The organism is Pseudomonas sp. UW4 (assembly GCF_000316175.1).
GTDB lineage: Bacteria > Pseudomonadota > Gammaproteobacteria > Pseudomonadales > Pseudomonadaceae > Aquipseudomonas > Aquipseudomonas laurylsulfatiphila.
Genome location: NC_019670.1, coordinates 5038666 through 5060192 on the forward strand (window position 1 = coordinate 5038666; position 21527 = coordinate 5060192).

A 21527-nucleotide genomic window follows, 5' to 3' on the forward strand; every position below is an offset into this window, starting at 1 on the left:
TAAACCGAGGCGCCCTTCAAATTCCCGTCAATAAAAAACCCCGCCTGCTTTCGCAGGCGGGGTTTTTTCGTACAGGGGTAAGGCTGGCTTACATCATGCCGCCCATGCCGCCCATACCGCCCATGTCTGGCATACCACCGCCAGCACCGCCGTCTTTCTTCGGTGCTTCAGCAACAGCGGCTTCGGTGGTCAGGATCAGACCGCCGATCGACGATGCAGCTTGCAGAGCGGAACGGGTTACCTTGGTTGGGTCCAGGATACCCATTTCGATCATGTCGCCGTATTCGCCAGTCGCAGCGTTGTAACCGAAGTTACCTTTGCCGTTCTTGACTTCGTTGACCACAACGCTTGGCTCGTCACCGCTGTTGGCAGCGATCTGACGCAGCGGTGCTTCAATGGCACGACGCAGTACAGCGATACCTACGTCCTGGTCAGCGTTGTCGCCTTTCAGGTTCAGGATAGCTTCCAGGGCACGGATCAGTGCCACGCCACCGCCAGGTACCACGCCTTCTTCAACGGCTGCACGGGTAGCGTGCAGGGCGTCTTCAACGCGGGCTTTCTTCTCTTTCATTTCAACTTCGGAACCAGCGCCAACCTTGATCACTGCAACGCCGCCGGACAGCTTGGCCAGACGCTCTTGCAGTTTTTCACGGTCGTAGTCCGAGGAAGTCTCGGCAACCTGGGCACGGATCTGAGTGATGCGTGCTTCGATGTCGCCGTGTACGCCAGCACCGTCAACGATGATGGTGTTTTCCTTGGACAGGGTCACGCGCTTGGCGCTGCCCAGGTTTTCCAGGGTTGCGCTTTCCAGGCTCAGGCCGATCTCTTCGGAGATCACGGTACCGCCGGTCAGAACGGCGATGTCCTGCAGCATGGCCTTGCGACGGTCGCCGAAGCCTGGCGCCTTGACGGCTGCGACTTTGACGATGCCACGCATGTTGTTCACAACCAGAGTCGCCAGGGCTTCGCCTTCAACGTCTTCGGCCACGATCAGCAGTGGACGGCCGGCTTTGGCAACGGCTTCCAGCACTGGCAGCATTTCGCGGATGTTCGAGATCTTCTTGTCGACCAGCAGGATCAGCGGGCCGTCCAGCTCAGCGACCATAGTCTCTGGCTTGTTGACGAAGTACGGGGACAGGTAGCCACGGTCGAACTGCATGCCTTCAACAACCGACAGTTCGTTTTCCAGGCCCGAGCCTTCTTCAACGGTGATCACGCCTTCTTTACCGACTTTTTCCATGGCTTCGGCAATGATGTCGCCGATGGAGTTGTCGGAGTTGGCGGAGATGGTGCCTACCTGAGCGATAGCCTTGGTGTCAGCGCATGGCTTGGACAGGGCTTTGAGCTCTTTGACGATCGCGATGGTCGCTTTGTCGATACCGCGCTTGAGGTCCATCGGGTTCATGCCGGCAGCGACGGCTTTCAGGCCTTCGTTGACGATCGACTGAGCCAGAACGGTAGCGGTGGTGGTGCCGTCGCCTGCGTCATCGTTGGCACGGGAGGCAACGTCTTTGACCAGCTGCGCGCCCATGTTTTCGAAACGGTCTTCCAGTTCGATTTCTTTTGCTACGGAAACGCCGTCCTTGGTGATGGTCGGAGCGCCGAAGCTCTTCTCGATGATCACGTTACGGCCTTTCGGGCCCAGGGTCGCTTTTACTGCGTCAGCCAGGACGTTGACACCGGTGAGCATTTTCTTGCGGGCGGAATCGCCGAATTTAACTTCTTTAGCAGCCATGATCGATATTCCTTAAATACTTTGAAGTAGCGGGAAAATGAGCGGGTAATCAGCCTTCGATAACAGCGAGGATTTCGTTCTCGCTCATTACCAGCAGGTCTTCGCCGTCGACTTTCACAGTGTTGCTGCCGGAGTAAGGACCGAACACAACCTTGTCGCCCACTTTCACGGACAGTGCACGCACTTCACCGTTTTCCAGTACGCGGCCGGTGCCTACAGCGAGGATTTCGCCGCTGTTGGCTTTTTCAGCAGCCGAACCTGGCAGGACGATACCGCCAGCGGTTTTCTTTTCTTCTTCGCTGCGACGGATGACGACGCGGTCATGCAGAGGACGAAGCTTCATTGTCGATCTCTCCTAATTGTGGTTTTCATCGGCCGGTGTAGTCCCGGCGGGTTTAACAAAGGCCGGCGGTGCCGGTTGCGGTTCGTCTAGCGAACCGCGGAAGTCTGTCTGGCGTGTTCGCCAGAAACCTTGCGGTGACCGTTACATAAGGGCGCATAAGCTTATTACAAGGGCGGGTAGCGAAAATTTTTCAGGTCGATGCCCCGCAAACGAACACGGCACCCGAAGGTGCCGTGTCGATGGGCGTATTACTTGGTATCGCGGTGTTCGAACTCGCCTTCGATCACATTCGGTTCACGCCCCAACGGTTCACGGGGGGCTGGACCGCCGCGTGCCTGCAGGTCGTCGGCGAACGCTCGCTGACGCATGGCCTGCTCTTCGGCGCGCTGGCGCATCTTGCCCGCCAGCAGACGGCGACTGAACGGCAGCAGCAGGAACAGGCCGATCACATCACTGATGAAACCCGGAAGAATCAGCAGTCCACCGGCCAATGCCAGCATCAGGCCTTCGAGCATGGTCTGGGCCGGCAACTCGCCGCGGTTCAGGCTTTCACGGGCACGCAGGGCCGTGGCCAGGCCGGCGATGCGCAGCACGAACACACCGAACATCGAACCGAGAATGATCAGCAGCAGGGCCGGGAAAAACCCGATGGACCCTGCCACCTTGACGAATACGAACAGCTCCAACACCGGGAACAGCAGAAAGAGCAACAAAAAAGGGCGCATCAAATGGTTCCTCAACGCAAGAATGCCTTGCCAGTTGACCTTAGATGACGTCGCCGTTTCGTGAATTCAAGCGTCGGCCACTTCATTTTTCGGCCAATGTTCGGCGTGAGCCAGAGAAACCAAGGCTTCGCGGACTTGTGTCGGCGTATTACAAGGCGCTTGAAACGGCAACCAGTACAGGCTCTGGCCGATACGCAGGTGCATGCCTTCGGTATCGATACCGGCCATTTGCGCCGGCACGTTGTTCGGTAGCCCGGCCAGCTCGACGTAATGGGCGATGGCCTTGGCGTGATCCGCGTTCATGTGCTCGACCATGCTCAGTTCGGCCTTGCCGGCGAACGGGTTGGCCAGGGTCAGGTCGTTGACCCAATGAATCGCGCCAAAACCGCCAATGTAACGGTGGCGCACCGGCTTGAGTACCCAGAAGTCGAAATCGTGGGCCTTGTGATAACCCTGCGACTCCGGGAAGTAGCGGTAGTAACGCTCGGAAGCGGCTTCGATGGCGGCTTCGTCTTCGAGTTGCTGCGCTTGCGCCAGATAGGTCAGGCGACCAACGGCCTGGACATCCTCAGCCCCACGTTCGCCCACGAACAGCGAGCATTTCGGATCTTTCTGCAGATTATGGGTGTGCTGGGCGATGCGGCTGATCAGGATCAGCGGCCGGCCCTGCTCGTCCAGGCAGTACGGAACCACGGAGCCGAACGGAAAACCGGGCATTGATTTGGAATGCGTCGAGAGCACTCCACGGTATTCCTTGAGGAGCAATTCTCGTGCATGCTTAGCCGCTTCAACGCTCAATTTATGACTCCTTAGATAGAATCCGTCATAAAAACGGACAAGCTGCTGGCGAAAGTCCCAGCATGCCATCGGGGGCAGTTCTCATGTGTAGCCGGGTCACGTCAGGCGCAGATCGAGAGGCTCTCTACAAGGAAACCACTCAGACCTGCCACCGGGGGACATGCGAATGCAACTCACTGACAAAGTAATCATTATCACTGGCGGTTGCCAGGGTTTAGGTCGTTCCATGGCCGAGTATTTCGCCGGCAAGGGCGCGAAACTCGCCCTGGTCGACCTCAACCAGGAAAAACTCGACGCTGCCGTCGCGGCCTGCAAGGCCAAGGGTGTCGAAGCCCGAGCTTACCTGTGCAACGTCGCCAATGAAGAGCAAGTGACCCACATGGTCGCCCAGGTCGCCGAAGATTTCGGCGCGATCCACGGCCTGATCAACAATGCCGGGATCCTGCGTGACGGCCTGTTGCTCAAGGTCAAGGATGGCGAAATGACCAAGATGAGCCTGGCCCAGTGGCAGGCGGTCATCGACGTCAACCTGACCGGCGTGTTCCTGTGCACCCGTGAAGTCGCGGCGAAAATGGTCGAGCTGAAAAACAGCGGCGCGATCATCAATATCTCGTCGATTTCCCGTGCTGGCAACGTCGGCCAGACCAACTACTCGGCGGCCAAGGCCGGTGTCGCTGCGGCGACCGTGACCTGGGCCAAGGAACTGGCGCGCTACGGCATTCGCGTGGCCGGAATTGCACCGGGCTTCATCGAAACCGAAATGACCCTGGGCATGAAGCCTGAAGCGCTGGAGAAGATGACCGCCGGCATTCCGCTCAAGCGCATGGGCAAACCTGAGGAAATCGCCCATTCGGCGGCTTACATCTTCGAGAACGACTATTACACCGGTCGGATTCTGGAGATGGATGGCGGGTTGCGGATCTAAGTCCTGCGTAAATCAACTGTAGGAGCGAGCTTGCTCGCGATGTACTCGAAGGCGATGCATTTTTCCAGAAAGCCCGCGTCATCGTTTACGTCCATCGCGAGCAAGCTCGCTCCTACAGGGGATCGTATTTCTAAGCTTTAGTCGTCGCTGATGCTGATATTCGGCATCGCCGGCGTCAAAGCTTCCTGCAATACGATCCGCGCACCGACATGACGGGCCAGTTCCTGGTAAACCATGGCGATCTGGCTGTCAGGCTCGGCGATCACCGTCGGCTTGCCGCCATCGGCCTGTTCGCGGATGACCATCGACAGCGGCAACGAGGCCAGCAGCTCGACGCCATACTGGTTGGCCAGCTTCACGCCACCGCCCTCACCAAACAGATGCTCGGCATGTCCGCAGTTGGAGCAGATGTGCACGGCCATGTTTTCCACCACGCCCAGCACCGGAATGTTGACCTTGCGGAACATTTCCACGCCCTTGCGCGCGTCCAGCAAGGCCAGGTCCTGCGGGGTGGTCACGATGACCGCACCGGCCACCGGCACTTTCTGCGCCAGGGTCAGCTGGATGTCACCGGTACCCGGCGGCATGTCGATGACCAGGTAATCCAGGTCGCCCCACGCAGTTTGGGTCACCAGTTGCAGCAAGGCGCCGGAGACCATCGGACCGCGCCAGACCATCGGTGTGTTGTCATCGGTGAGGAAGGCCATGGACATCACTTCGACGCCATGGGACTTGAGCGGAACGAACCATTTCTGATCCTTGACCTCAGGACGGGTGCGCTCCGGGATACCAAACATGATGCCCTGGCTCGGACCGTAGATGTCCGCATCGAGAATCCCGACCTTGGCGCCTTCGCGGGCCAGGGCCAGGGCCAGGTTGGCCGCGGTGGTGGACTTGCCCACGCCACCCTTGCCGGACGCCACGGCCACCACGTTCTTGACGTTGGCCAGCCCCGGGATCTGCGCCTGGGCCTTGTGCGCGGCAATCACGCTGGTGATATCAACTTTGGCGCTCGACACGCCATCCAGACCTTGAATGGCCATTTCCAGCATCTGCGCCCAGCCGCTCTTGAACAGACCGGCGGCGTAACCCAATTCGAGCTGGACGCTGACGCGGTCGCCCTGGATGTCGATGTTGCGCACGCACCCGGCGCTGACCGGGTCCTGGTTCAGGTAAGGGTCGGTGTATTGGCGAAGGACGGCTTCCACCGCTGCGCGATTGACGGCGCTCATGGGCAACTCCGAAAACGGGACTGGAAAAGATGATGGGTATCGTACCTCAAAAAATTGCAGCCTTCGGCAGCTCCTACGAGTGCCCCCTGTTGGAGCTGCCGCAGGCTGCGGTCTTTTCTGGCTGCTCATCCAATGAAACAGGTGCACAGGGTGAAAAATATGCGCCGGCGCTTTATAGTGGCCGACCTCCGTTTCATCAAGTAGCCGAGCCCCATGTCCGAGCCACGCAAGATCCTCGTCACCAGCGCCCTGCCCTATGCCAATGGTTCGATCCATCTTGGCCACATGCTGGAATACATCCAGACTGATATGTGGGTGCGCTTCCAGAAGCACCGCGGCAATCAATGCATCTATGTCTGCGCCGACGACGCCCACGGTTCGGCGATCATGCTGCGCGCGGAAAAGGAAGGCATCACCCCGGAACAACTGATCGCCAACGTCCAGGCTGAACACAGCGCCGACTTTGCCGACTTCCTGGTCGACTTCGACAATTTCCACTCCACTCACGCCGAAGAAAACCGTGAGCTGTCGAGCCAGATCTACCTGAAGCTGCGTGACGCCGGGCACATCGCCACGCGCTCGATCACCCAGTATTTCGACCCGGAAAAGAAAATGTTCCTGGCCGACCGCTTCATCAAGGGCACCTGCCCGAAATGCGGCACCGAAGACCAGTACGGCGACAACTGCGAAAAATGCGGCGCGACCTACGCGCCAACCGACCTGAAGGATCCGAAGTCGGCTATCTCCGGCGCCACCCCGGTGCTCAAGGACTCCCAGCACTTCTTCTTCAAGCTGCCGGACTTCCAGGCCATGCTGCAAACCTGGACCCGCAGCGGCACCCTGCAGGATGCCGTGGCCAACAAGATCGCCGAATGGCTGGATGCCGGCCTGCAACAGTGGGACATCTCCCGCGATGCGCCGTACTTCGGTTTCGAGATCCCCGACGAGCCGGGCAAGTACTTCTACGTATGGCTGGATGCGCCGATCGGCTACATGGCCAGCTTCAAGAACCTGTGCAACCGCACGCCGGAACTGGACTTCGACGCGTTCTGGGGCAAGGACTCCACCGCCGAGCTGTACCACTTCATCGGCAAGGACATCGTCAACTTCCACGCCCTGTTCTGGCCAGCCATGCTCGAAGGCGCCGGTTACCGCAAGCCGACCGGGATCAACGTGCACGGCTACCTGACCGTCAACGGCCAGAAGATGTCCAAGTCCCGCGGCACCTTCATCAAGGCCCGCACCTACCTGGATCACCTGTCGCCGGAATACCTGCGCTATTACTACGCGTCCAAGCTCGGCCGTGGCGTCGACGACCTCGACCTGAACCTCGAGGACTTCGTGCAGAAGGTCAACTCCGACCTGGTGGGCAAGGTCGTCAACATCGCCAGCCGTTGCGCCGGGTTCATCCACAAAGGCAATGCCGGCGTGATGGTCGACACCAACGCCGCGCCTGAGTTGACCGAAGCATTCCTGGCCGCCGCGCCAGGCATTGCCGATGCCTACGAAGCCCGCGACTTCGCCCGCGCCATGCGTGAGATCATGGGCCTGGCCGACCGCGCCAACGCCTGGATCGCCGACAAGGCTCCGTGGTCGCTGAACAAGCAGGAAGGCAAGCAGGATGAAGTCCAGGCGATCTGCGCCACCGGCGTCAACCTGTTCCGCCAGTTGGTGATCTTCCTCAAGCCTGTGCTGCCGCTGCTGGCCGCCGACGCCGAGGCGTTCCTCAACGTCGCACCGCTGACCTGGAGCGACCACGCGACCTTGCTTGCCAACCATCAGTTGAACGAGTTCAAGCCGCTGATGACCCGCATCGACCCGGTCAAGGTACAAGCCATGACCGATGCCTCGAAAGAAGACCTGACCGCCAGCCAGACCGACACCGGCGAAGCAGCACCTGCCGGCAATGGCGAACTGGCCAAGGATCCTCTGTCGCCGGAAATCGAGTTCGACACCTTCGCGGCAGTCGATTTGCGCGTCGCGCTGATCGTCAAGGCCGAACACGTGGAAGGCGCCGACAAGCTGCTGCGCCTGACCCTCGATATCGGTGACGAGCAACGCAACGTGTTCTCCGGGATCAAGAGCGCTTACCCGGATCCGTCCAAGCTCGATGGCCGCCTGACCATGATGATCGCCAACCTCAAGCCACGGAAAATGAAGTTCGGCATCTCCGAAGGCATGGTGATGGCAGCCGGTCCTGGCGGTGAAGAGATCTACCTGCTCAGCCCTGACAGCGGCGCCAAGCCGGGTCAGCGTATCAAGTAAGATCCGCGGCAAATCGATCCCACAGTCGTGCCTGGCGCGACTGTGGGATTTTCATGTCTGGCCCATACTGACTCCCACAGAGTTATCCAGCATCGGATATGGACGATCATGACCGAAACGCTTCTGACGCTTATCAGTGCAGCCCTGATCAACAACTTCGTGTTGCACTGGCCGCTGGGCGTCGATCCGCTATTGGGCAGCGAACGTCGGCAAATCCATGCGCTGGGCATTGCGACCACGTGCCTGATGCTGATTGTCGGCATCCTCGGCTATGCGCTCTACCACTGGCTGCTGGTCCCATTGCAACTGACGTCGCTGCGCCTGTTCGTGTTCCTGCCATTGAGTGTATTGCTGATCGCTCCGTTACTGACCGTGCTGGCACGGTTATTTTCGACGCTGACATTCGAGGGACTCTGGCCATTGCTGCTGGGTAACGCTGGTGTGCTCGGGGTGGCGCTGCTCAATGCCCAGGAAGATAAAGGATTGTTTCACGCCACGGCCCTGAGCCTGGGTGCCGGCCTGGGATTCTGGCTGGTGCTGAGTCTGTTCCAGGACCTGCGACAACGCACACTCGACAACGATGTGCCCCTGCCCTTTCGCGGCCTGCCGATCGACCTGATCGGTGCCGGCCTGATCGCAGTGGTTTTTCTCGGATTCAGCGGATTGATCAAAACATGAGTCTGATTCAAAGCATCGACGCACTCTTGCCGCAAACCCAATGCGGCAAATGCGGCCACCCCGGGTGCAAACCGTACGCCGAAGGCATTGCCAGCGGCGAGCCGATCAACAAGTGCCCGCCCGGCGGCAACGAAACCATCGCGGCCCTGGCCGAGTTGCTGAAGGTGCCGGTGCTGGAGCTGGACATCACTCGCGGCTCGGCACCTGCGCAGATTGCCTATATCCGCGAAGCCGAGTGTATCGGTTGCACCAAGTGCATTCAGGCCTGCCCGGTCGATGCCATCGTTGGGGCGGCCAAACTGATGCACACGGTGATCATCGATGAATGCACCGGTTGCGACCTCTGCGTAGCACCGTGCCCGGTGGACTGCATCGAAATGCGTCCACTGCCGCTGGACACTGTATTGCCGGTTGTCGGGGGGCTGGCCCTCACACCGCAGGCGCAGCAGGCCCGTGCCCTCAAGCGCGATCACGCGCGGCGCCGCTTCGAACAACGCAATGCCCGCTTGCAGCGCGAAGAGCAACAGAAAATCGCCGAACGCCAAGCCCGGCAACGTGCCACGCAACCTAGCGAAGCGGCAGTCGACCCGGTACAGGCCGCCCTCAAGCGCGTCCGCGCACAGAAAGCCGCCACTGCCGATGCCGCGCTGAAAAAGGCGAAGATCGATGTGGCGATGAGTCGGGCACAGCTGCACAAATCGCTGAAAGCCTTCGGACACCCACCGACCTTCGAACAGCAATCACAGTTGATTGTCCTGCAACAGCAGTTCGAAGACGCCGAACAAAACCTGGTGCAACTGGAAAGCGCCGCGCCACCTGCCACTGCGCCGACGGTCGCAACGGTGTCGTCAAATGATGCCGATCTGAAGCGGGCCAAGATCCAGTTGGCCATGCGCCGTGCCGAACTCAAGAAGGCTCAGGCCAACGAAGCACCGGCGGAGCAAATCGAAGCCCTGGAGCGCGCACTCGGCGAAGCCGAACGCCAGGTGAACGCCCATGCCAGCCCTTGAAACCGTTGATGAGCGCCTGCAGCAGGCCATGAAGCTGGTGCTGCTGGCCGTGCTGCCGGGAGTGCTCGCAGCGTTCTGGTTATACGGCTGGGGCGTGTTGATCAACCTGGTTCTGGCGGCCGCTGCTGCGCTGACCGTTGAAGCTGCCGTCGTGCAATGGCGCAAGCAACCGCTGAGGCCAACCCTGAGTGACGGTAGCGCGTTGGTCAGTGCCACCTTGCTGGCTCTGGCGCTGCCGCCTTACTGCCCATGGTGGCTGACCCTCAGCGCGGCCGCTTTTGCGATGATTTTCGGCAAGCACTTATATGGCGGCGTTGGCTCAAATCCCTTCAATCCGGCGATGCTCGGATTTGCTCTGGTGCTGGTGGCCTTTCCCCAACCCATGACCCATTGGCCATCGCCCCATGGCATGGACCTGTTGAGTGGCTTGCAGCAAGTGTTCGGTGTCGGCCAGGCACCGGATGCATGGGTGCAGGCCACGGCACTGGACAGCCTGCGGATCAACAAAAGCCTGACCATGGATGAACTGTTTGCCGGCAATCCGGCATTCGGCCACTACGGTGGACGCGGTGTGGAGTGGGTCAACCTGGCGTTTCTGGCGGGCGGAATGTTTCTCCTGCAACGAAGGGTGATCAGCTGGCATGCACCGGTCGGCATGCTGGCCAGCCTGTTCGTCATCAGCCTGTTGTGCTGGAACGGGTCGGGCTCCGACTCCCATGGCTCGCCGCTGTTCCACCTGCTGAGCGGTGCAACCATGCTCGGGGCGTTCTTTATCATCACCGAACCGGTATCCGGCGCCAGAAGCCCTGGAGCAAAACTGCTGTTCGGCGTCGGCGTCGGGCTCCTGACTTATCTGATTCGTACCTGGGGCGGCTATCCGGACGGCATCGCATTTGCCGTGCTGTTGATGAACCTGTGTGTGCCGGCGCTGGAGCGGTTCGTGGCGGCCAGACAACAGCCGGAGGCGTCATGAACCGGACATCAAGCATCACGCTTCTGGTGTTATTGGCCGCACTGGGCATGGGCGTGACGTACTTCGTGCAACTCGGCAGCGCGCCGCGCATTGCGGCCGAACAGCGCCTGCTCGACAGCCGGAATCTGCTGGACCTGATACCGCCAGACAGCTACGACAACCAACCACTCGACCACCCCATCAGGATCGAAACAACCACCCTGGCAAACAGCACCTTGCTGGGTGGCTATATGGCGACCCGGGGCGAGCAACCCGTCGCTGTGTTGCTGCGTAGTCAAACCCTCGGCTACACCGGTGCCATCGAGCTAATGATCGCTGTCGACGCCAATGGCAGGTTGCTGGGCGTCAAAACCCTCAAACAGTCAGAAACACCTGGGCTGGGGGCACGGATCGCCGACTGGCCCAATGGCTGGCTGCAGATTTTTTCCGGAAAATCCCTAACAGAGCCCGGTGACAGCGGTTGGGCGCTGAAAAAGGATCAGGGGCAGTTCGATCAGATCGCAGGTGCGACCATCACCTCAAGAGCAGTGATCAATGCCGTGCACGATGCCTTGCGCTACTTTGATGAACACCGGCAACAACTGCTCGGGAACCCTGCCCATGGATAACTCATCCACTCTGCGCAACGCACTGATGCTGACGCCGCTGATCGGTGCCACCCACTCGCTGATGGCCGCACTTGGCCTGTGCCTGATGTTCATGGTGGTGACCTGGTTGTTCAGTCCGGCCATGGGCGCCCTGCGATCCCGACTGGTCCCGGCTGCGCGCTTTCCGGCCAGCGTTCTGTTGGCCGCCACGCTCACCAGTTGCGCGGAGCTCACGGCACAAGTCTGGTCGCTGCAATGGCAGCAGCATCTGGGGTTTTATGGCGCCATGATCGCCTTGCAGTGCGTCGTACTGGAACACACCGGGTTCTTTCAGAACAGCTGGCGCCAGCGCCTGCGACTCAGTGGCTTGTTTGTCACGTTGATGATCGCTATGGGACTGTTGCGCGAACTCATCGGCAACGCAACCCTTGGAAACCGACTATCGTGGCTGTCCGGTGCAACGCAAACTGACTGGCAAGGCTGGGTGCTGGTGGCCGATGGTGGTCTGCGCCTGGCCACATTGGTCCCTGGCGGGTTCATTCTGCTCGGACTGCTGATCGCCGCCTGGCAGGCCTGGCGCCCCAATCCCACACATTGATTGCCTACGAGGAAACGCACTGCCCATGAATGCCGCAAAACGTCTGGAAATTTTCCGCAGACTGCACGAAGACAACCCGGAACCCAAGACCGAACTGGCCTATTCCTCACCGTTCGAATTGCTGATTGCCGTGATTCTCTCGGCGCAGTCGACCGACGTCGGCGTCAACAAGGCCACCGCCAAACTGTTCCCGGTGGCCAATACCCCGGCGGCGATCCATGCCCTGGGTGTCGAGGGACTGTCGGAGTACATCAAGACCATCGGCCTGTACAACAGCAAAGCGAAAAACGTGATCGAAACCTGCCGCTTGCTGGTCGAGCGTCATGCCGGTGAAGTGCCGCAAACTCGCGAAGAGCTGGAAGCGCTGCCCGGCGTCGGCCGCAAAACCGCCAATGTGGTACTCAATACCGCATTCCGTCAGCTGACCATGGCTGTCGACACACATATTTTCAGGGTCAGCAACCGCACCGGCATTGCGCCCGGCAAGAATGTGGTGGAAGTCGAGAAAAAACTGATGAAATTCGTGCCCAGGGAGTACCTGCTCGACTCCCATCACTGGCTGATCCTTCACGGCCGCTATGTCTGCCTCGCCCGCAAGCCCCGATGCGGAAGCTGCCGGATCGAGGACTTGTGCGAATACAAGCACAAAACCTCCGACGATTGAGGCGCTATTGGGATTATTGAATAGTCGATTGAAAAAATCTTTTTTACCCGCCGGGAGATTGTCGATATAAGGAGCGCCAAAGGCCTTCTTAGCCTGGAGCAACTAAATGAGTACTGGCAAAGAGCAATTGGACGTAGAAGACGACTTCACCACCGCCGAAACCGATGACGCCGAGCCGGTGGTTGAAGTAGCGAAAACTAATCTGAGCAAACGCCGCACCATCGACAATCTGCTGGAGGAGCGCCGACTGCAAAAGCAATTGGCCGACTACGATTTTGACTTATGACACCTGAAAGCCTCCCGAAACGGAGGCTTTTTTTTAAGTGCCATACTTCAACAAACGCCCCTTGTCGCAAAGATACGCCATCACACCAGACCGTTGCGTTGTGCCAGCTCGATCAAATCGACCAAGGACCTTGCATTGAGCTTGAGCAACAGGCGGGTCTTGTAAGTACTGACTGTTTTATTACTGAGAAACATCCCATCGGCAATTTCCTTATTGGTCTTCCCTCTGGCCAACTGCTGCAGGACCATCATTTCCCGCCCCGACAACCGATCAACCATGTCGGCCTCACTGGCGTTCCCCAAACTGCAACGCACGGTATGCAAGGCTTGATTGGGAAAGTAACTGTAGCCTGACAATACGGCCTTTATTGCACTGAGCAACTCCGTCAGGTCTTGTTGTTTGCAGACATAACCGGCCGCACCGGATTGCATGCAACGCATGGAAAAATGCCCCGGCGCCTGAGAAGTCAGGATCAGCACTTTCATCGGCATTGAGGTCGAAGACAAACGCGCGATGACTTCCAATCCGTCCAGCTTCGGAATCCCGATATCCAGAATGACAATATCCGGCGTAAGTTCACGGGCTAGTTGCAGTGCATCCACACCATTATCGGTTTCTGCAATAACTTCGTAGCCATGACGTTCCATTAGCATACGTACCGCAAGACGAATGACGGGGTGATCATCCACGATCAGCACTTTATTCATGGGCAAGTCCAATTTTCGCTGTTCGAATTTTTAGAGCCCGCACAATAGCCTAGTCGTTTCACCCATGGCATGTCGCCCCTTCCAACCACCCACACCAAGAGACATACCCTACAAACAACACGGATTTCTCCTACAAAAATCCCTCGAGCGGAATGAGTTGAAAACTGCATCAGCGTCATGGTGGCGCAGTTTTCAGCAATCGACCCTATCGATTTACAACCAGAATTTTCCAAAAGCCAGCGTGAACAGCCGGCCCCTCACAAACACAAGTACTTACTTCTGCGCTAAAACGTAACTTATATTTACGCACTCAACACTCACACCAGAAATATCACACACCAGACATCCAATTACTCTTACAGCTAATTATATTTTTTGAGTAATCATTAAAGCACCACCAGCAATCATAAAAAACCCAAAACAGCCACATCAAACAGACTTCAAAAAACACTCAACAAATGAGAATTCAACATGAGTACAGAACATGGCAGAAAGATAATCACCAACCCAATGACAATCATTGCGATATTCGCAACACTCTCTGAAACTTCGGCCGCCGTTTCTCTCCCCTTCCTTGACCAAGAGGAAAGAGAACTCTATGTCTGGTTTCTGATCAGCTTTCCGTTTTATTTACTTTTGCTTTTTTTTGCGACACTCAACTTCAACTACCGGTCACTGTATGCGCCTTCCGACTTTGAAAAGGGAAAACATTTCATGAAGGCGATGGAAGATGCTGGGCGGTCGGAAAAAAAAACGTCCGGGAAGTCGTCCGCGAATCCCGCTATGGAAACGCCAACGAATGGCCAGCAACCAGCTCGGTCGCCCTGCGGTGCACAGGACCCGCCAACGGAGATGGGTCTGCAGAGCACCGTCTTCGTTCAGCATCAACTTCAGTTACCGGAATTTGTAAAAGACCTGCGCATCGTTGATACACGCGGTATGAACCAGGAGGTCGAATTTGAAACGCTGCTGGAAAAAATCCAGAAGCCACGGGAAAAGATGGCGTACGTGATTCTGTTTGTCACTAGTGCCATTTCAGAGACTTTACTGAAGGCCAGTGCGCTCAAACATTCCAGACAGACCAGGAAGCACTGCTCTGCCTTTTACATTGCCTACAATCCCGTCTCGCAAAGGTTGACGGTCATTGATCAAGCCGGCCAACCGGCAAACAACAATGCGTAGAGCAGGACAGACCATCGGAAGGAGAAAGACAGGAAACCGTCAGCGGCGACGAATACACCCGACAACGCAGTACCTGACATCACACCCCATATTCAGGTGCCTGACCTCGTCTAGGACGAGGTCAGGTATCCATCATGAGCTCAAAGGTCTCAGAACAGCTTCCGGCCTTTGTTCGCCGCAATGCGCATGCGCAGGGCGTTGAGCTTGATGAAGCCCGCAGCATCCGCCTGGTTGTATGCGCCGCCATCTTCTTCGAAGGTCGCGATATTGGCGTCGAACAGCGAGTCATCGGACTTGCGGCCAGTGACGATCACGTTGCCCTTGTACAGTTTCAGGCGCACAACGCCGTTCACATTGACCTGGGACGCATCGATCATCTGTTGCAGCATCAGACGCTCAGGGCTCCACCAGTAGCCGGTGTAGATCAGGCTGGCGTACTTGGGCATCAACTCGTCTTTGAGGTGAGCCACTTCGCGGTCCAGGGTGATCGATTCGATCGCACGGTGGGCACGCAGCATGATGGTGCCGCCAGGGGTTTCATAGCAGCCACGGGACTTCATGCCCACATAGCGGTTCTCGACGATGTCGAGACGGCCGATACCGTGCTCGCCACCGATACGGTTCAGGGTCGCCAGCACGGTGGCCGGAGTCATTTCGACGCCGTCCAGCGCGACGATGTCGCCGTTGCGGTAGGTCAGCTCCAGGTACTGCGGCTTGTCTGGAGCGTTTTCCGGGGAAACGGTCCAGCGCCACATGTCTTCTTCGTGCTCGGTCCAGGTGTCTTCCAGCACGCCGCCTTCATAGGAGATGTGCAGCAGGTTGGCATCCATGGAGTACGGGGATTTCTTCTTGCCGTGACGCTCGATCGGGATCGCGTGCTTCGCGGCGTAGTCCATCAGCTTTTCACGGGACAGCAGGTCCCATTCACGCCAGGGAGCAATCACTTTCACGCCAGGTTTCAAGGCGTACGCACCCAACTCGAAACGAACCTGGTCGTTGCCCTTGCCGGTGGCGCCATGGGAAATGGCGTCAGCGCCGGTTTCGTTGGCGATTTCGATCAGGCGCTTGGCAATCAGCGGACGAGCGATGGAAGTACCCAGCAGGTACTCGCCTTCGTAAACGGTGTTGGCGCGGAACATCGGGAAAACGAAATCGCGCACGAACTCTTCGCGCAAGTCGTCGATGTAGATCTCTTTGACGCCCATGGCCTGAGCCTTGGCGCGTGCAGGTTCGACCTCTTCGCCCTGACCCAGGTCAGCGGTGAAGGTCACCACTTCACAGTTATAAGTATCCTGCAGCCACTTGAGGATCACCGAAGTGTCCAGGCCGCCGGAATACGCCAGAACGACCTTGTTTACGTCCGCCATGCCATCACTCCACGGGGTTCTACGGAAAGCCGTGAAGTCTACCGCTCATGCAGGATAATTTACAGAGGCGCGACAGCTTATGACGACCAAGCGACAGAATCTGTCGAGAGCGCGACCATGACTTAATGGTCAGGAAGTTGCCGAAGTGGCCGCTTTCGTCGCTTGCGGGGCAACTTGTTCCGCAGGCGCTGCCCGCTCCAGGCGTACCGCTACCCGACGGTTCTTCGCACGGTTGGCGTTGTTGGTATTGGGCGCCAGCGGATAACGTTCGCCATGGAAACGCAGGGTGATTTGCGACTCCTGGATGCCGTTGGCCTTGAAGAACTCCATCACTGCCAAGGCCCGGCGCCGCGACAGGTCGCGATTGGTCAGGCGGTTGCCGCTGTTGTCGGAGTGACCGTCGAGCTCGATGTGATTGACCGTCGGATCAGCCTTCATGTACTCCAGCATTACCTGCAGCTTGGCTTTCGCGGCACTGTCGAGTTCGATCCCGCCGCCAGGGAAGCCGATTTGGGATTGTTTCACCTGCTCGAAGTTCTGCGGCAACAGTTTGGCCACGCAGCTTTGATAATCGGCAAACGCCTTGGTGAACCTGACCGGCAGCAAGCGCACTTCCGACACCCGGCCATCTCCCGAGGAATGGCGAACCACCGGGCTGCGACCGTCCATCAGACCGCTGATCAGGCGTCCGGCCTGCACCTGTGAACTGTTGAACAACACGTTGCCGCTGCCGATTCTCACCGTGCCCAGGTTGATATCGTCACGCCCCGGTTGCCACGGTGCGGCAGCGGCCAGCAAGGTCGCCGAACCTCCGCCCATCATCGGGTTATAGGCTTTCAGACGGAACGTTGCCTGCTCACCGGCCTTGCGCACGAACTCCCCCGAACCGAAGTCGGTAATCGGCTGCGTCAGGCGGCATTCGAACTTGTCGCCTTCGACCGTCCACTCAATGCTCTCCAGGCGGGTCTGAAAAGTGAGCGCCATCGCGGGAAGGCTGGCAAACACACTGAGCAAGGCTAAATAACGCTGGCGCACGGGAGGCTCCACTGGCTTCTACAACGAAAAGACCGACACACACATGTTTACGGCATACCTGTTGGATATCGGAAGCTTGGGGCAAAACTTGATAGCGAGTGCCTGCAAGAGTCTTTTCCGGTAGCATTCCCTTGAGTTTGACCCGCCTGGAATCCCCTCATGTCCGACCGCCTGACCCTGCTGCGTCCCGACGACTGGCACATTCATCTTCGCGATGGTGCCGTGTTGACCAATACCGTCGCGGATGTCGCGCGCACCTTTGGCCGCGCCATCATCATGCCCAACCTGGTTCCACCGGTGCGCAACGCGGCCGAAGCCGACGGCTATCGCCAGCGGATTCTCGCTGCCCGCCCGGCCGGCAGCCCGTTCGAGCCGCTGATGGTCCTGTACCTGACCGACCGCACCCAGCCTGAAGAGATCCGTGAGGCCAAGGCCAGCGGATTCGTGCACGCCGCCAAGCTTTACCCGGCCGGCGCAACCACCAACTCGGACTCTGGTGTCACCAGCATCGACAAGATTTTCCCTGCACTCGAGGCCATGGCCGAAGTCGGGATGCCGTTGCTGATCCACGGTGAAGTCACCCGTGGCGATGTCGACGTGTTCGACCGCGAAAAAATCTTCATCGACGAGCACATGCGTCGTGTGGTCGAGCGTTTCCCGACCCTCAAGGTGGTGTTCGAACACATCACCACCGCTGACGCCGTGCAGTTCGTCAACTCGGCTTCGGCCAACGTTGGCGCGACCATCACCGCGCATCACCTGCTGTACAACCGCAACCACATGCTGGTGGGCGGGATTCGGCCGCATTTCTACTGCCTGCCGATCCTCAAGCGCAATACGCACCAGGAAGCCCTGCTCGACGCCGCCACCAGCGGCAGCGAAAAATTCTTCCTCGGCACCGACTCGGCCCCCCACGCCCAGCACGCCAAGGAAGCCGCTTGTGGTTGCGCCGGCTGCTACACCGCTTATGCGGCGATCGAGATGTACGCCGAAGCGTTCGAACAGCGCAATGCGCTGGACAAGCTCGAAGCCTTCGCCAGCCTCAACGGCCCGCGTTTCTATGGTCTGCCGGCCAACACCGATCGCATCACCCTGGTCCGCGAAGAATGGACCGCCCCTGCCAGCCTGCCGTTTGGCGAGCTGACCGTTATCCCGCTGCGCGCCGGTGAAAAACTGCGCTGGCGCCTGCTGGAGGAACACGCGTGAGTGAAGACCATTTCGACGACGAACTGGAAGGCAATGGCGGCGGTGGCGGTTCCCGTCATCCAATGGCCGCACGGTTTCGTGGTTACCTGCCGGTTGTCGTCGACGTAGAAACCGGTGGCTTCAACTCCGCCACCGATGCCCTGCTGGAAATCGCCGCGACCACCATCGCCATGGATGAAAAGGGTTTTGTCTACCCGGATCACACCTACTTCTTCCGGGTCGAACCATTCGAAGGCGCGAACATCGAAGCGGCCGCCCTGGAATTCACCGGGATCAAGCTCGATCACCCGCTGCGCATGGCCGTGAGTGAAGAGTCTGCTCTCAACGATATCTTCCGCGGCGTGCGCAAGGCACTCAAGGCCAACGGTTGCAAACGGGCGATCCTGGTCGGGCATAACAGCAGCTTCGACCTGGGCTTCCTGAATGCGGCGGTTGCGCGTCTGGACATGAAGCGCAATCCGTTCCATCCGTTCTCCAGTTTCGATACCGCGACACTCGCGGGCCTGGCATACGGCCAGACCGTGCTGGCCAAGGCGTGTCAGGCAGCAGACATCGACTTCGACGGTCGCGAGGCCCACTCGGCCCGCTACGACACCGAAAAGACGGCAGAGCTGTTCTGCGGCATCGTCAATCGCTGGAAACAGATGGGTGGCTGGGAAGACTTCAACGATTGATGGCTTTCTGTAGGAGCGAGCCTGCTCGCGATGGTCGTGAACGATAACGCGGGGAACCTGACACCCAGCGGTGTTCTTGAGGTCATCGCGAGCAAGCTCGCTCCTACAGGGATTTCAGTCACAGATTTATTTCCGCGCATAAAAAAACCGGCCTCGATGGCCGGTTTTTTTACCTGCAGCGTGCGCCTTACAGAGCGGCAGCGTGCTCGGTCAGGTAAGCCGCAACGCCTTCTGGCGAAGCGTTCATGCCTTTGTCGCCTTTCTTCCAGTTGGCAGGGCAGACTTCGCCGTGCTCTTCGTGGAATTGCAGAGCGTCGACCAGACGCAGCAGCTCTTCCATGTTACGGCCCAGCGGCAGGTCGTTGATGATCTGCGAACGGACAACGCCTTTGTCGTCGATCAGGAACGCGCCACGGAACGCTACGCCGTCAGCGGACTGAACGTCGTAGGCCTTCATGATTTCCTGCTTGATGTCGGCAGCCATGGTGTAGCGAACTTCGCCGATGCCGCCATTGTTGACCGGAGTGTTGCGCCAGGCGTTGTGGGTGAAGTGCGAGTCGATCGACACGGCGACCACTTCAACGTTGCGCGCCTTGAACTCGGACATGCGGTTGTCCAGAGCGATCAGCTCGGACGGGCAAACGAAGGTGAAGTCCAGCGGGTAGAAGAACACCAGGCCGTATTTGCCTTTGATCGCCGAAGACAGGGTGAAGCTGTCAACGATCTCGCCATTGCCGAGTACGGCCGGTACGGTGAAGTCAGGGGCTTGTTTGCCTACGAGTACGCTCATTGGATATCTCCTGGTGTAATAGCGTGAGAAACAGGGTTCGCATCAGCCTGCCACCCTGAGGCGACAGCCCTGTGACACGAACCCCGGTCGCAAAAGACCGGCCATCATACACCGCGTGTTTGAGCTGGCTTAGCTGTTTTTTCCCGGTACGATGAAATCCCCGACGGTTTTGTATCGCCGGTTTGCCATATTGACCGTTCGTCAGCCGCCCCCCGCTTATGACGAAAAGTACTCTGAAACCACTTTGACAATCATTCTCGTTAACATTAAGATCCATCGCAATTGAGTCACAATCAGCGACGGTCCTTCCTTATGTATGTCTGCCTCTGCACTGGCGTCACCGACGGTCAAATCCGCGATGCGATCTATGAAGGATGCTGCAGCTACAAGGAAGTCCGCGTAGCTACCGGCGTTGCCAGTCAATGCGGCAAATGTGCCTGCCTCGCCAAGGAAGTGGTCCGTGAGACCCTGACCAAACTGCAAACGGCCCAGGCTGCAATTCCATATCCAGCAGAATTTACAGCCGCTTAAGTATCGATTTTCAAAGAACCGGACATATGTCCGGTTTTTTTATGCCTCAAAATCAACTAGTTATGATCTAGACGCGGAACACAAACATTCTTATTCCGATTAATTTTCATTTAAGTTTCAATAACTTAGGTTTGACACTATTAAGTACGCGGCTCAAACTCTGTTCTATTGACAGCTAATACAGGGCAGGACCCCATCATGAAAGGCGACGTTACAGTCATCCAGCATCTCAACAAGATCCTTGCCAATGAGCTGGTCGCGATCAATCAATACTTCCTGCATGCGCGCATGTACGAAGATTGGGGCCTGAACAAGCTCGGCAAACACGAGTACCACGAGTCCATCGACGAGATGAAGCACGCGGACAAGCTGATCAAGCGCATCCTGTTCCTTGAAGGCCTGCCGAACGTCCAGGACCTGGGCAAGCTGCACATCGGCGAACACACCAAGGAAATGCTCGAGTGCGACCTGCGTATCGAGAAAACCGGCCATGCCGACCTCAAGGTAGCCATCGCGCATTGCGAAACAGTGGGCGACTTCGGCAGCCGTGAGCTGCTTGAAGATATCCTCGAGTCCGAAGAAGAACATATCGACTGGCTGGAAACCCAGTTGGGCCTGATCGACAAAATCGGTATCGAAAACTATCTGCAATCGCAGATGGGTGAAGACGAGTAAGTTCCAGGCCATTAATTTCGATGCAATAAAAAGCCCCGCCCTCTTTCGAGTGGCGGGGCTTTTTGTTGCCTGCTCTTGTAGGAGCGAGCTTGCTCGCGATGGTCTTCAACGATAACGCGGGAAGCCTGACGACCCGTGGCGTTTTTGAGTCCATCGCGAGCAAGCTCGCTCCTACAGAGAAACGTGATCAGGCCTCGGTCTTTGGAGCAGCGGCCTTGGCGGCGGCGTCCTTGATCAGGCTCTGCAGCGAACCGTCAGCGGCCATTTCAGTCATGATGTCGCTACCGCCGACCAGCTCACCGGCAACCCACAGTTGCGGGAAGGTTGGCCAGTTGGCGTATTTTGGCAGGTTGGCGCGGATTTCCGGGTTCTGCAGGATGTCCACGTACGCAAACTTTTCACCACACGCCATCACGGCCTGCGCAGCTTTCGCGGAGAAGCCGCACTGCGGGGCATTTGGCGAGCCTTTCATGTAAAGCAGAATGGTGTTGTTGGCAATCTGCTCTTTAATCGTTTCGATGATATCCATGGAGCACCTCGG

The 21527-nt window shown here is 58.2% G+C and carries 24 protein-coding genes; 14 read left to right on the forward strand and 10 right to left on the reverse strand.

Translation table 11 applies throughout. From position 1 onward, the window contains the following. Positions 1-88 precede the first annotated feature (88 nt). The 4 genes from groL to PPUTUW4_RS22260 form a co-directional block, all read right to left on the reverse strand. A complete protein-coding gene (groL, locus tag PPUTUW4_RS22245) occupies positions 89-1735 on the reverse strand; it encodes a chaperonin GroEL (protein WP_015096675.1) in 1647 nt (548 codons plus the stop codon). Positions 1736-1784: 49 nt separating this feature from the next. Then, positions 1785-2078, reverse strand: a complete 294-nt coding sequence (locus PPUTUW4_RS22250) for a co-chaperone GroES (RefSeq protein WP_007985847.1) — start codon at positions 2076-2078, stop codon at positions 1785-1787. Between the two features lie 248 nt (positions 2079-2326). Beyond that, positions 2327-2803 carry an FxsA family protein gene (locus PPUTUW4_RS22255; RefSeq protein ID WP_015096676.1) on the reverse strand — a complete coding sequence of 159 codons (477 nt, stop codon included), beginning with the start codon at positions 2801-2803 and terminating at the stop codon, positions 2327-2329. Between the two features lie 66 nt (positions 2804-2869). Further along, the gene (locus PPUTUW4_RS22260) at positions 2870-3601 is read right to left on the reverse strand and encodes a HugZ family protein (RefSeq protein WP_015096677.1); all 732 of its coding nucleotides are present in this window, start codon (positions 3599-3601) and stop codon (positions 2870-2872) included. Positions 3602-3767: 166 nt separating this feature from the next. Between PPUTUW4_RS22260 and PPUTUW4_RS22265 the strand changes: the two genes are divergently transcribed. Continuing rightward, complete coding sequence (locus PPUTUW4_RS22265; RefSeq protein WP_015096678.1) at positions 3768-4526, forward strand: SDR family oxidoreductase; 759 nt, start codon at positions 3768-3770, stop codon at positions 4524-4526. A 137-nt stretch (positions 4527-4663) separates the two neighbouring features. On the opposite strand, the gene apbC is transcribed toward PPUTUW4_RS22265, so the two are convergent. After that, the gene (apbC, locus tag PPUTUW4_RS22270; protein ID WP_015096679.1) at positions 4664-5758 is read right to left on the reverse strand and encodes an iron-sulfur cluster carrier protein ApbC; all 1095 of its coding nucleotides are present in this window, start codon (positions 5756-5758) and stop codon (positions 4664-4666) included. A gap of 213 nt (positions 5759-5971) precedes the next feature. Between apbC and metG the strand changes: the two genes are divergently transcribed. The 8 genes from metG (at position 5972) to PPUTUW4_RS22310 (ending at position 12819) form a co-directional block, all read left to right on the forward strand. Further along, positions 5972-8023, forward strand: a complete 2052-nt coding sequence (metG, locus tag PPUTUW4_RS22275; protein ID WP_015096680.1) for a methionine--tRNA ligase — start codon at positions 5972-5974, stop codon at positions 8021-8023. Positions 8024-8131: 108 nt separating this feature from the next. Further along, positions 8132-8701 (forward strand): Rnf-Nqr domain containing protein, encoded by a 570-nt coding sequence (locus PPUTUW4_RS22280; RefSeq protein ID WP_015096681.1) that lies wholly within the window; start codon positions 8132-8134, stop codon positions 8699-8701. Beyond that, the gene (rsxB, locus tag PPUTUW4_RS22285; RefSeq protein ID WP_015096682.1) at positions 8698-9711 is read left to right on the forward strand and encodes an electron transport complex subunit RsxB; all 1014 of its coding nucleotides are present in this window, start codon (positions 8698-8700) and stop codon (positions 9709-9711) included. The genes PPUTUW4_RS22280 and rsxB overlap by 4 nt, the downstream gene beginning before the upstream one ends. Further along, positions 9698-10684 (forward strand): RnfABCDGE type electron transport complex subunit D, encoded by a 987-nt coding sequence (locus PPUTUW4_RS22290; RefSeq protein WP_015096683.1) that lies wholly within the window; start codon positions 9698-9700, stop codon positions 10682-10684. The genes rsxB and PPUTUW4_RS22290 overlap by 14 nt, the downstream gene beginning before the upstream one ends. Then, a complete protein-coding gene (locus PPUTUW4_RS22295) occupies positions 10681-11292 on the forward strand; it encodes an RnfABCDGE type electron transport complex subunit G (protein WP_015096684.1) in 612 nt (203 codons plus the stop codon). Before PPUTUW4_RS22290 ends, PPUTUW4_RS22295 begins: the two co-directional genes overlap by 4 nt. Continuing rightward, on the forward strand, positions 11285-11869 hold the full coding sequence (locus PPUTUW4_RS22300; protein WP_015096685.1) for an Rnf-Nqr domain containing protein: 585 nt from the start codon (positions 11285-11287) through the stop codon (positions 11867-11869). The genes PPUTUW4_RS22295 and PPUTUW4_RS22300 overlap by 8 nt, the downstream gene beginning before the upstream one ends. A 25-nt stretch (positions 11870-11894) precedes the next feature. After that, positions 11895-12533 (forward strand): endonuclease III, encoded by a 639-nt coding sequence (gene nth, locus PPUTUW4_RS22305; RefSeq protein ID WP_007972326.1) that lies wholly within the window; start codon positions 11895-11897, stop codon positions 12531-12533. A 106-nt stretch (positions 12534-12639) separates the two neighbouring features. Continuing rightward, positions 12640-12819 carry a hypothetical protein gene (locus PPUTUW4_RS22310; protein ID WP_007972325.1) on the forward strand — a complete coding sequence of 60 codons (180 nt, stop codon included), beginning with the start codon at positions 12640-12642 and terminating at the stop codon, positions 12817-12819. Between the two features lie 80 nt (positions 12820-12899). Here PPUTUW4_RS22310 and PPUTUW4_RS22315 read toward each other — a convergent pair whose 3' ends face one another. Further along, entirely contained in the window at positions 12900-13526 is a 627-nt protein-coding gene (locus PPUTUW4_RS22315; protein WP_007972324.1) for a response regulator transcription factor, read from the reverse strand. 471 nt (positions 13527-13997) lie between these two features. On the opposite strand from PPUTUW4_RS22315, the gene PPUTUW4_RS22320 reads away from it, so the two are divergent. Next, complete coding sequence (locus PPUTUW4_RS22320) at positions 13998-14708, forward strand: hypothetical protein (RefSeq protein ID WP_015096686.1); 711 nt, start codon at positions 13998-14000, stop codon at positions 14706-14708. 149 nt (positions 14709-14857) lie between these two features. On the opposite strand, the gene PPUTUW4_RS22325 is transcribed toward PPUTUW4_RS22320, so the two are convergent. Next, on the reverse strand, positions 14858-16075 hold the full coding sequence (locus tag PPUTUW4_RS22325; protein WP_007972320.1) for an argininosuccinate synthase: 1218 nt from the start codon (positions 16073-16075) through the stop codon (positions 14858-14860). A 129-nt stretch (positions 16076-16204) separates the two neighbouring features. After that, positions 16205-17110: an OmpA family protein gene (locus tag PPUTUW4_RS22330; RefSeq protein ID WP_015096687.1), complete on the reverse strand. Its 906-nt coding sequence runs from the start codon at positions 17108-17110 to the stop codon at positions 16205-16207. 159 nt (positions 17111-17269) lie between these two features. On the opposite strand from PPUTUW4_RS22330, the gene pyrC reads away from it, so the two are divergent. Both pyrC and rnt read left to right on the forward strand, forming a co-directional pair. After that, complete coding sequence (gene pyrC / locus PPUTUW4_RS22335; protein WP_015096688.1) at positions 17270-18316, forward strand: dihydroorotase; 1047 nt, start codon at positions 17270-17272, stop codon at positions 18314-18316. Beyond that, entirely contained in the window at positions 18313-18990 is a 678-nt protein-coding gene (rnt, locus tag PPUTUW4_RS22340) for a ribonuclease T (protein WP_007972317.1), read from the forward strand. Before pyrC ends, rnt begins: the two co-directional genes overlap by 4 nt. 187 nt (positions 18991-19177) lie before the next feature. On the opposite strand, the gene PPUTUW4_RS22345 is transcribed toward rnt, so the two are convergent. Further along, a complete protein-coding gene (locus PPUTUW4_RS22345; protein WP_007971324.1) occupies positions 19178-19780 on the reverse strand; it encodes a peroxiredoxin C in 603 nt (200 codons plus the stop codon). A 312-nt stretch (positions 19781-20092) separates the two neighbouring features. Between PPUTUW4_RS22345 and PPUTUW4_RS28405 the strand changes: the two genes are divergently transcribed. Beyond that, on the forward strand, positions 20093-20311 hold the full coding sequence (locus PPUTUW4_RS28405) for a bacterioferritin-associated ferredoxin (protein WP_007985869.1): 219 nt from the start codon (positions 20093-20095) through the stop codon (positions 20309-20311). A 198-nt stretch (positions 20312-20509) separates the two neighbouring features. Next, positions 20510-20986, forward strand: coding sequence for a bacterioferritin (gene bfr, locus PPUTUW4_RS22355; RefSeq protein WP_007985870.1), 477 nt, complete (start codon positions 20510-20512; stop codon positions 20984-20986). A 187-nt stretch (positions 20987-21173) separates the two neighbouring features. Here bfr and grxD read toward each other — a convergent pair whose 3' ends face one another. Beyond that, on the reverse strand, positions 21174-21515 hold the full coding sequence (grxD, locus tag PPUTUW4_RS22360) for a Grx4 family monothiol glutaredoxin (protein ID WP_007971318.1): 342 nt from the start codon (positions 21513-21515) through the stop codon (positions 21174-21176). Positions 21516-21527: the final 12 nt, after the last annotated feature.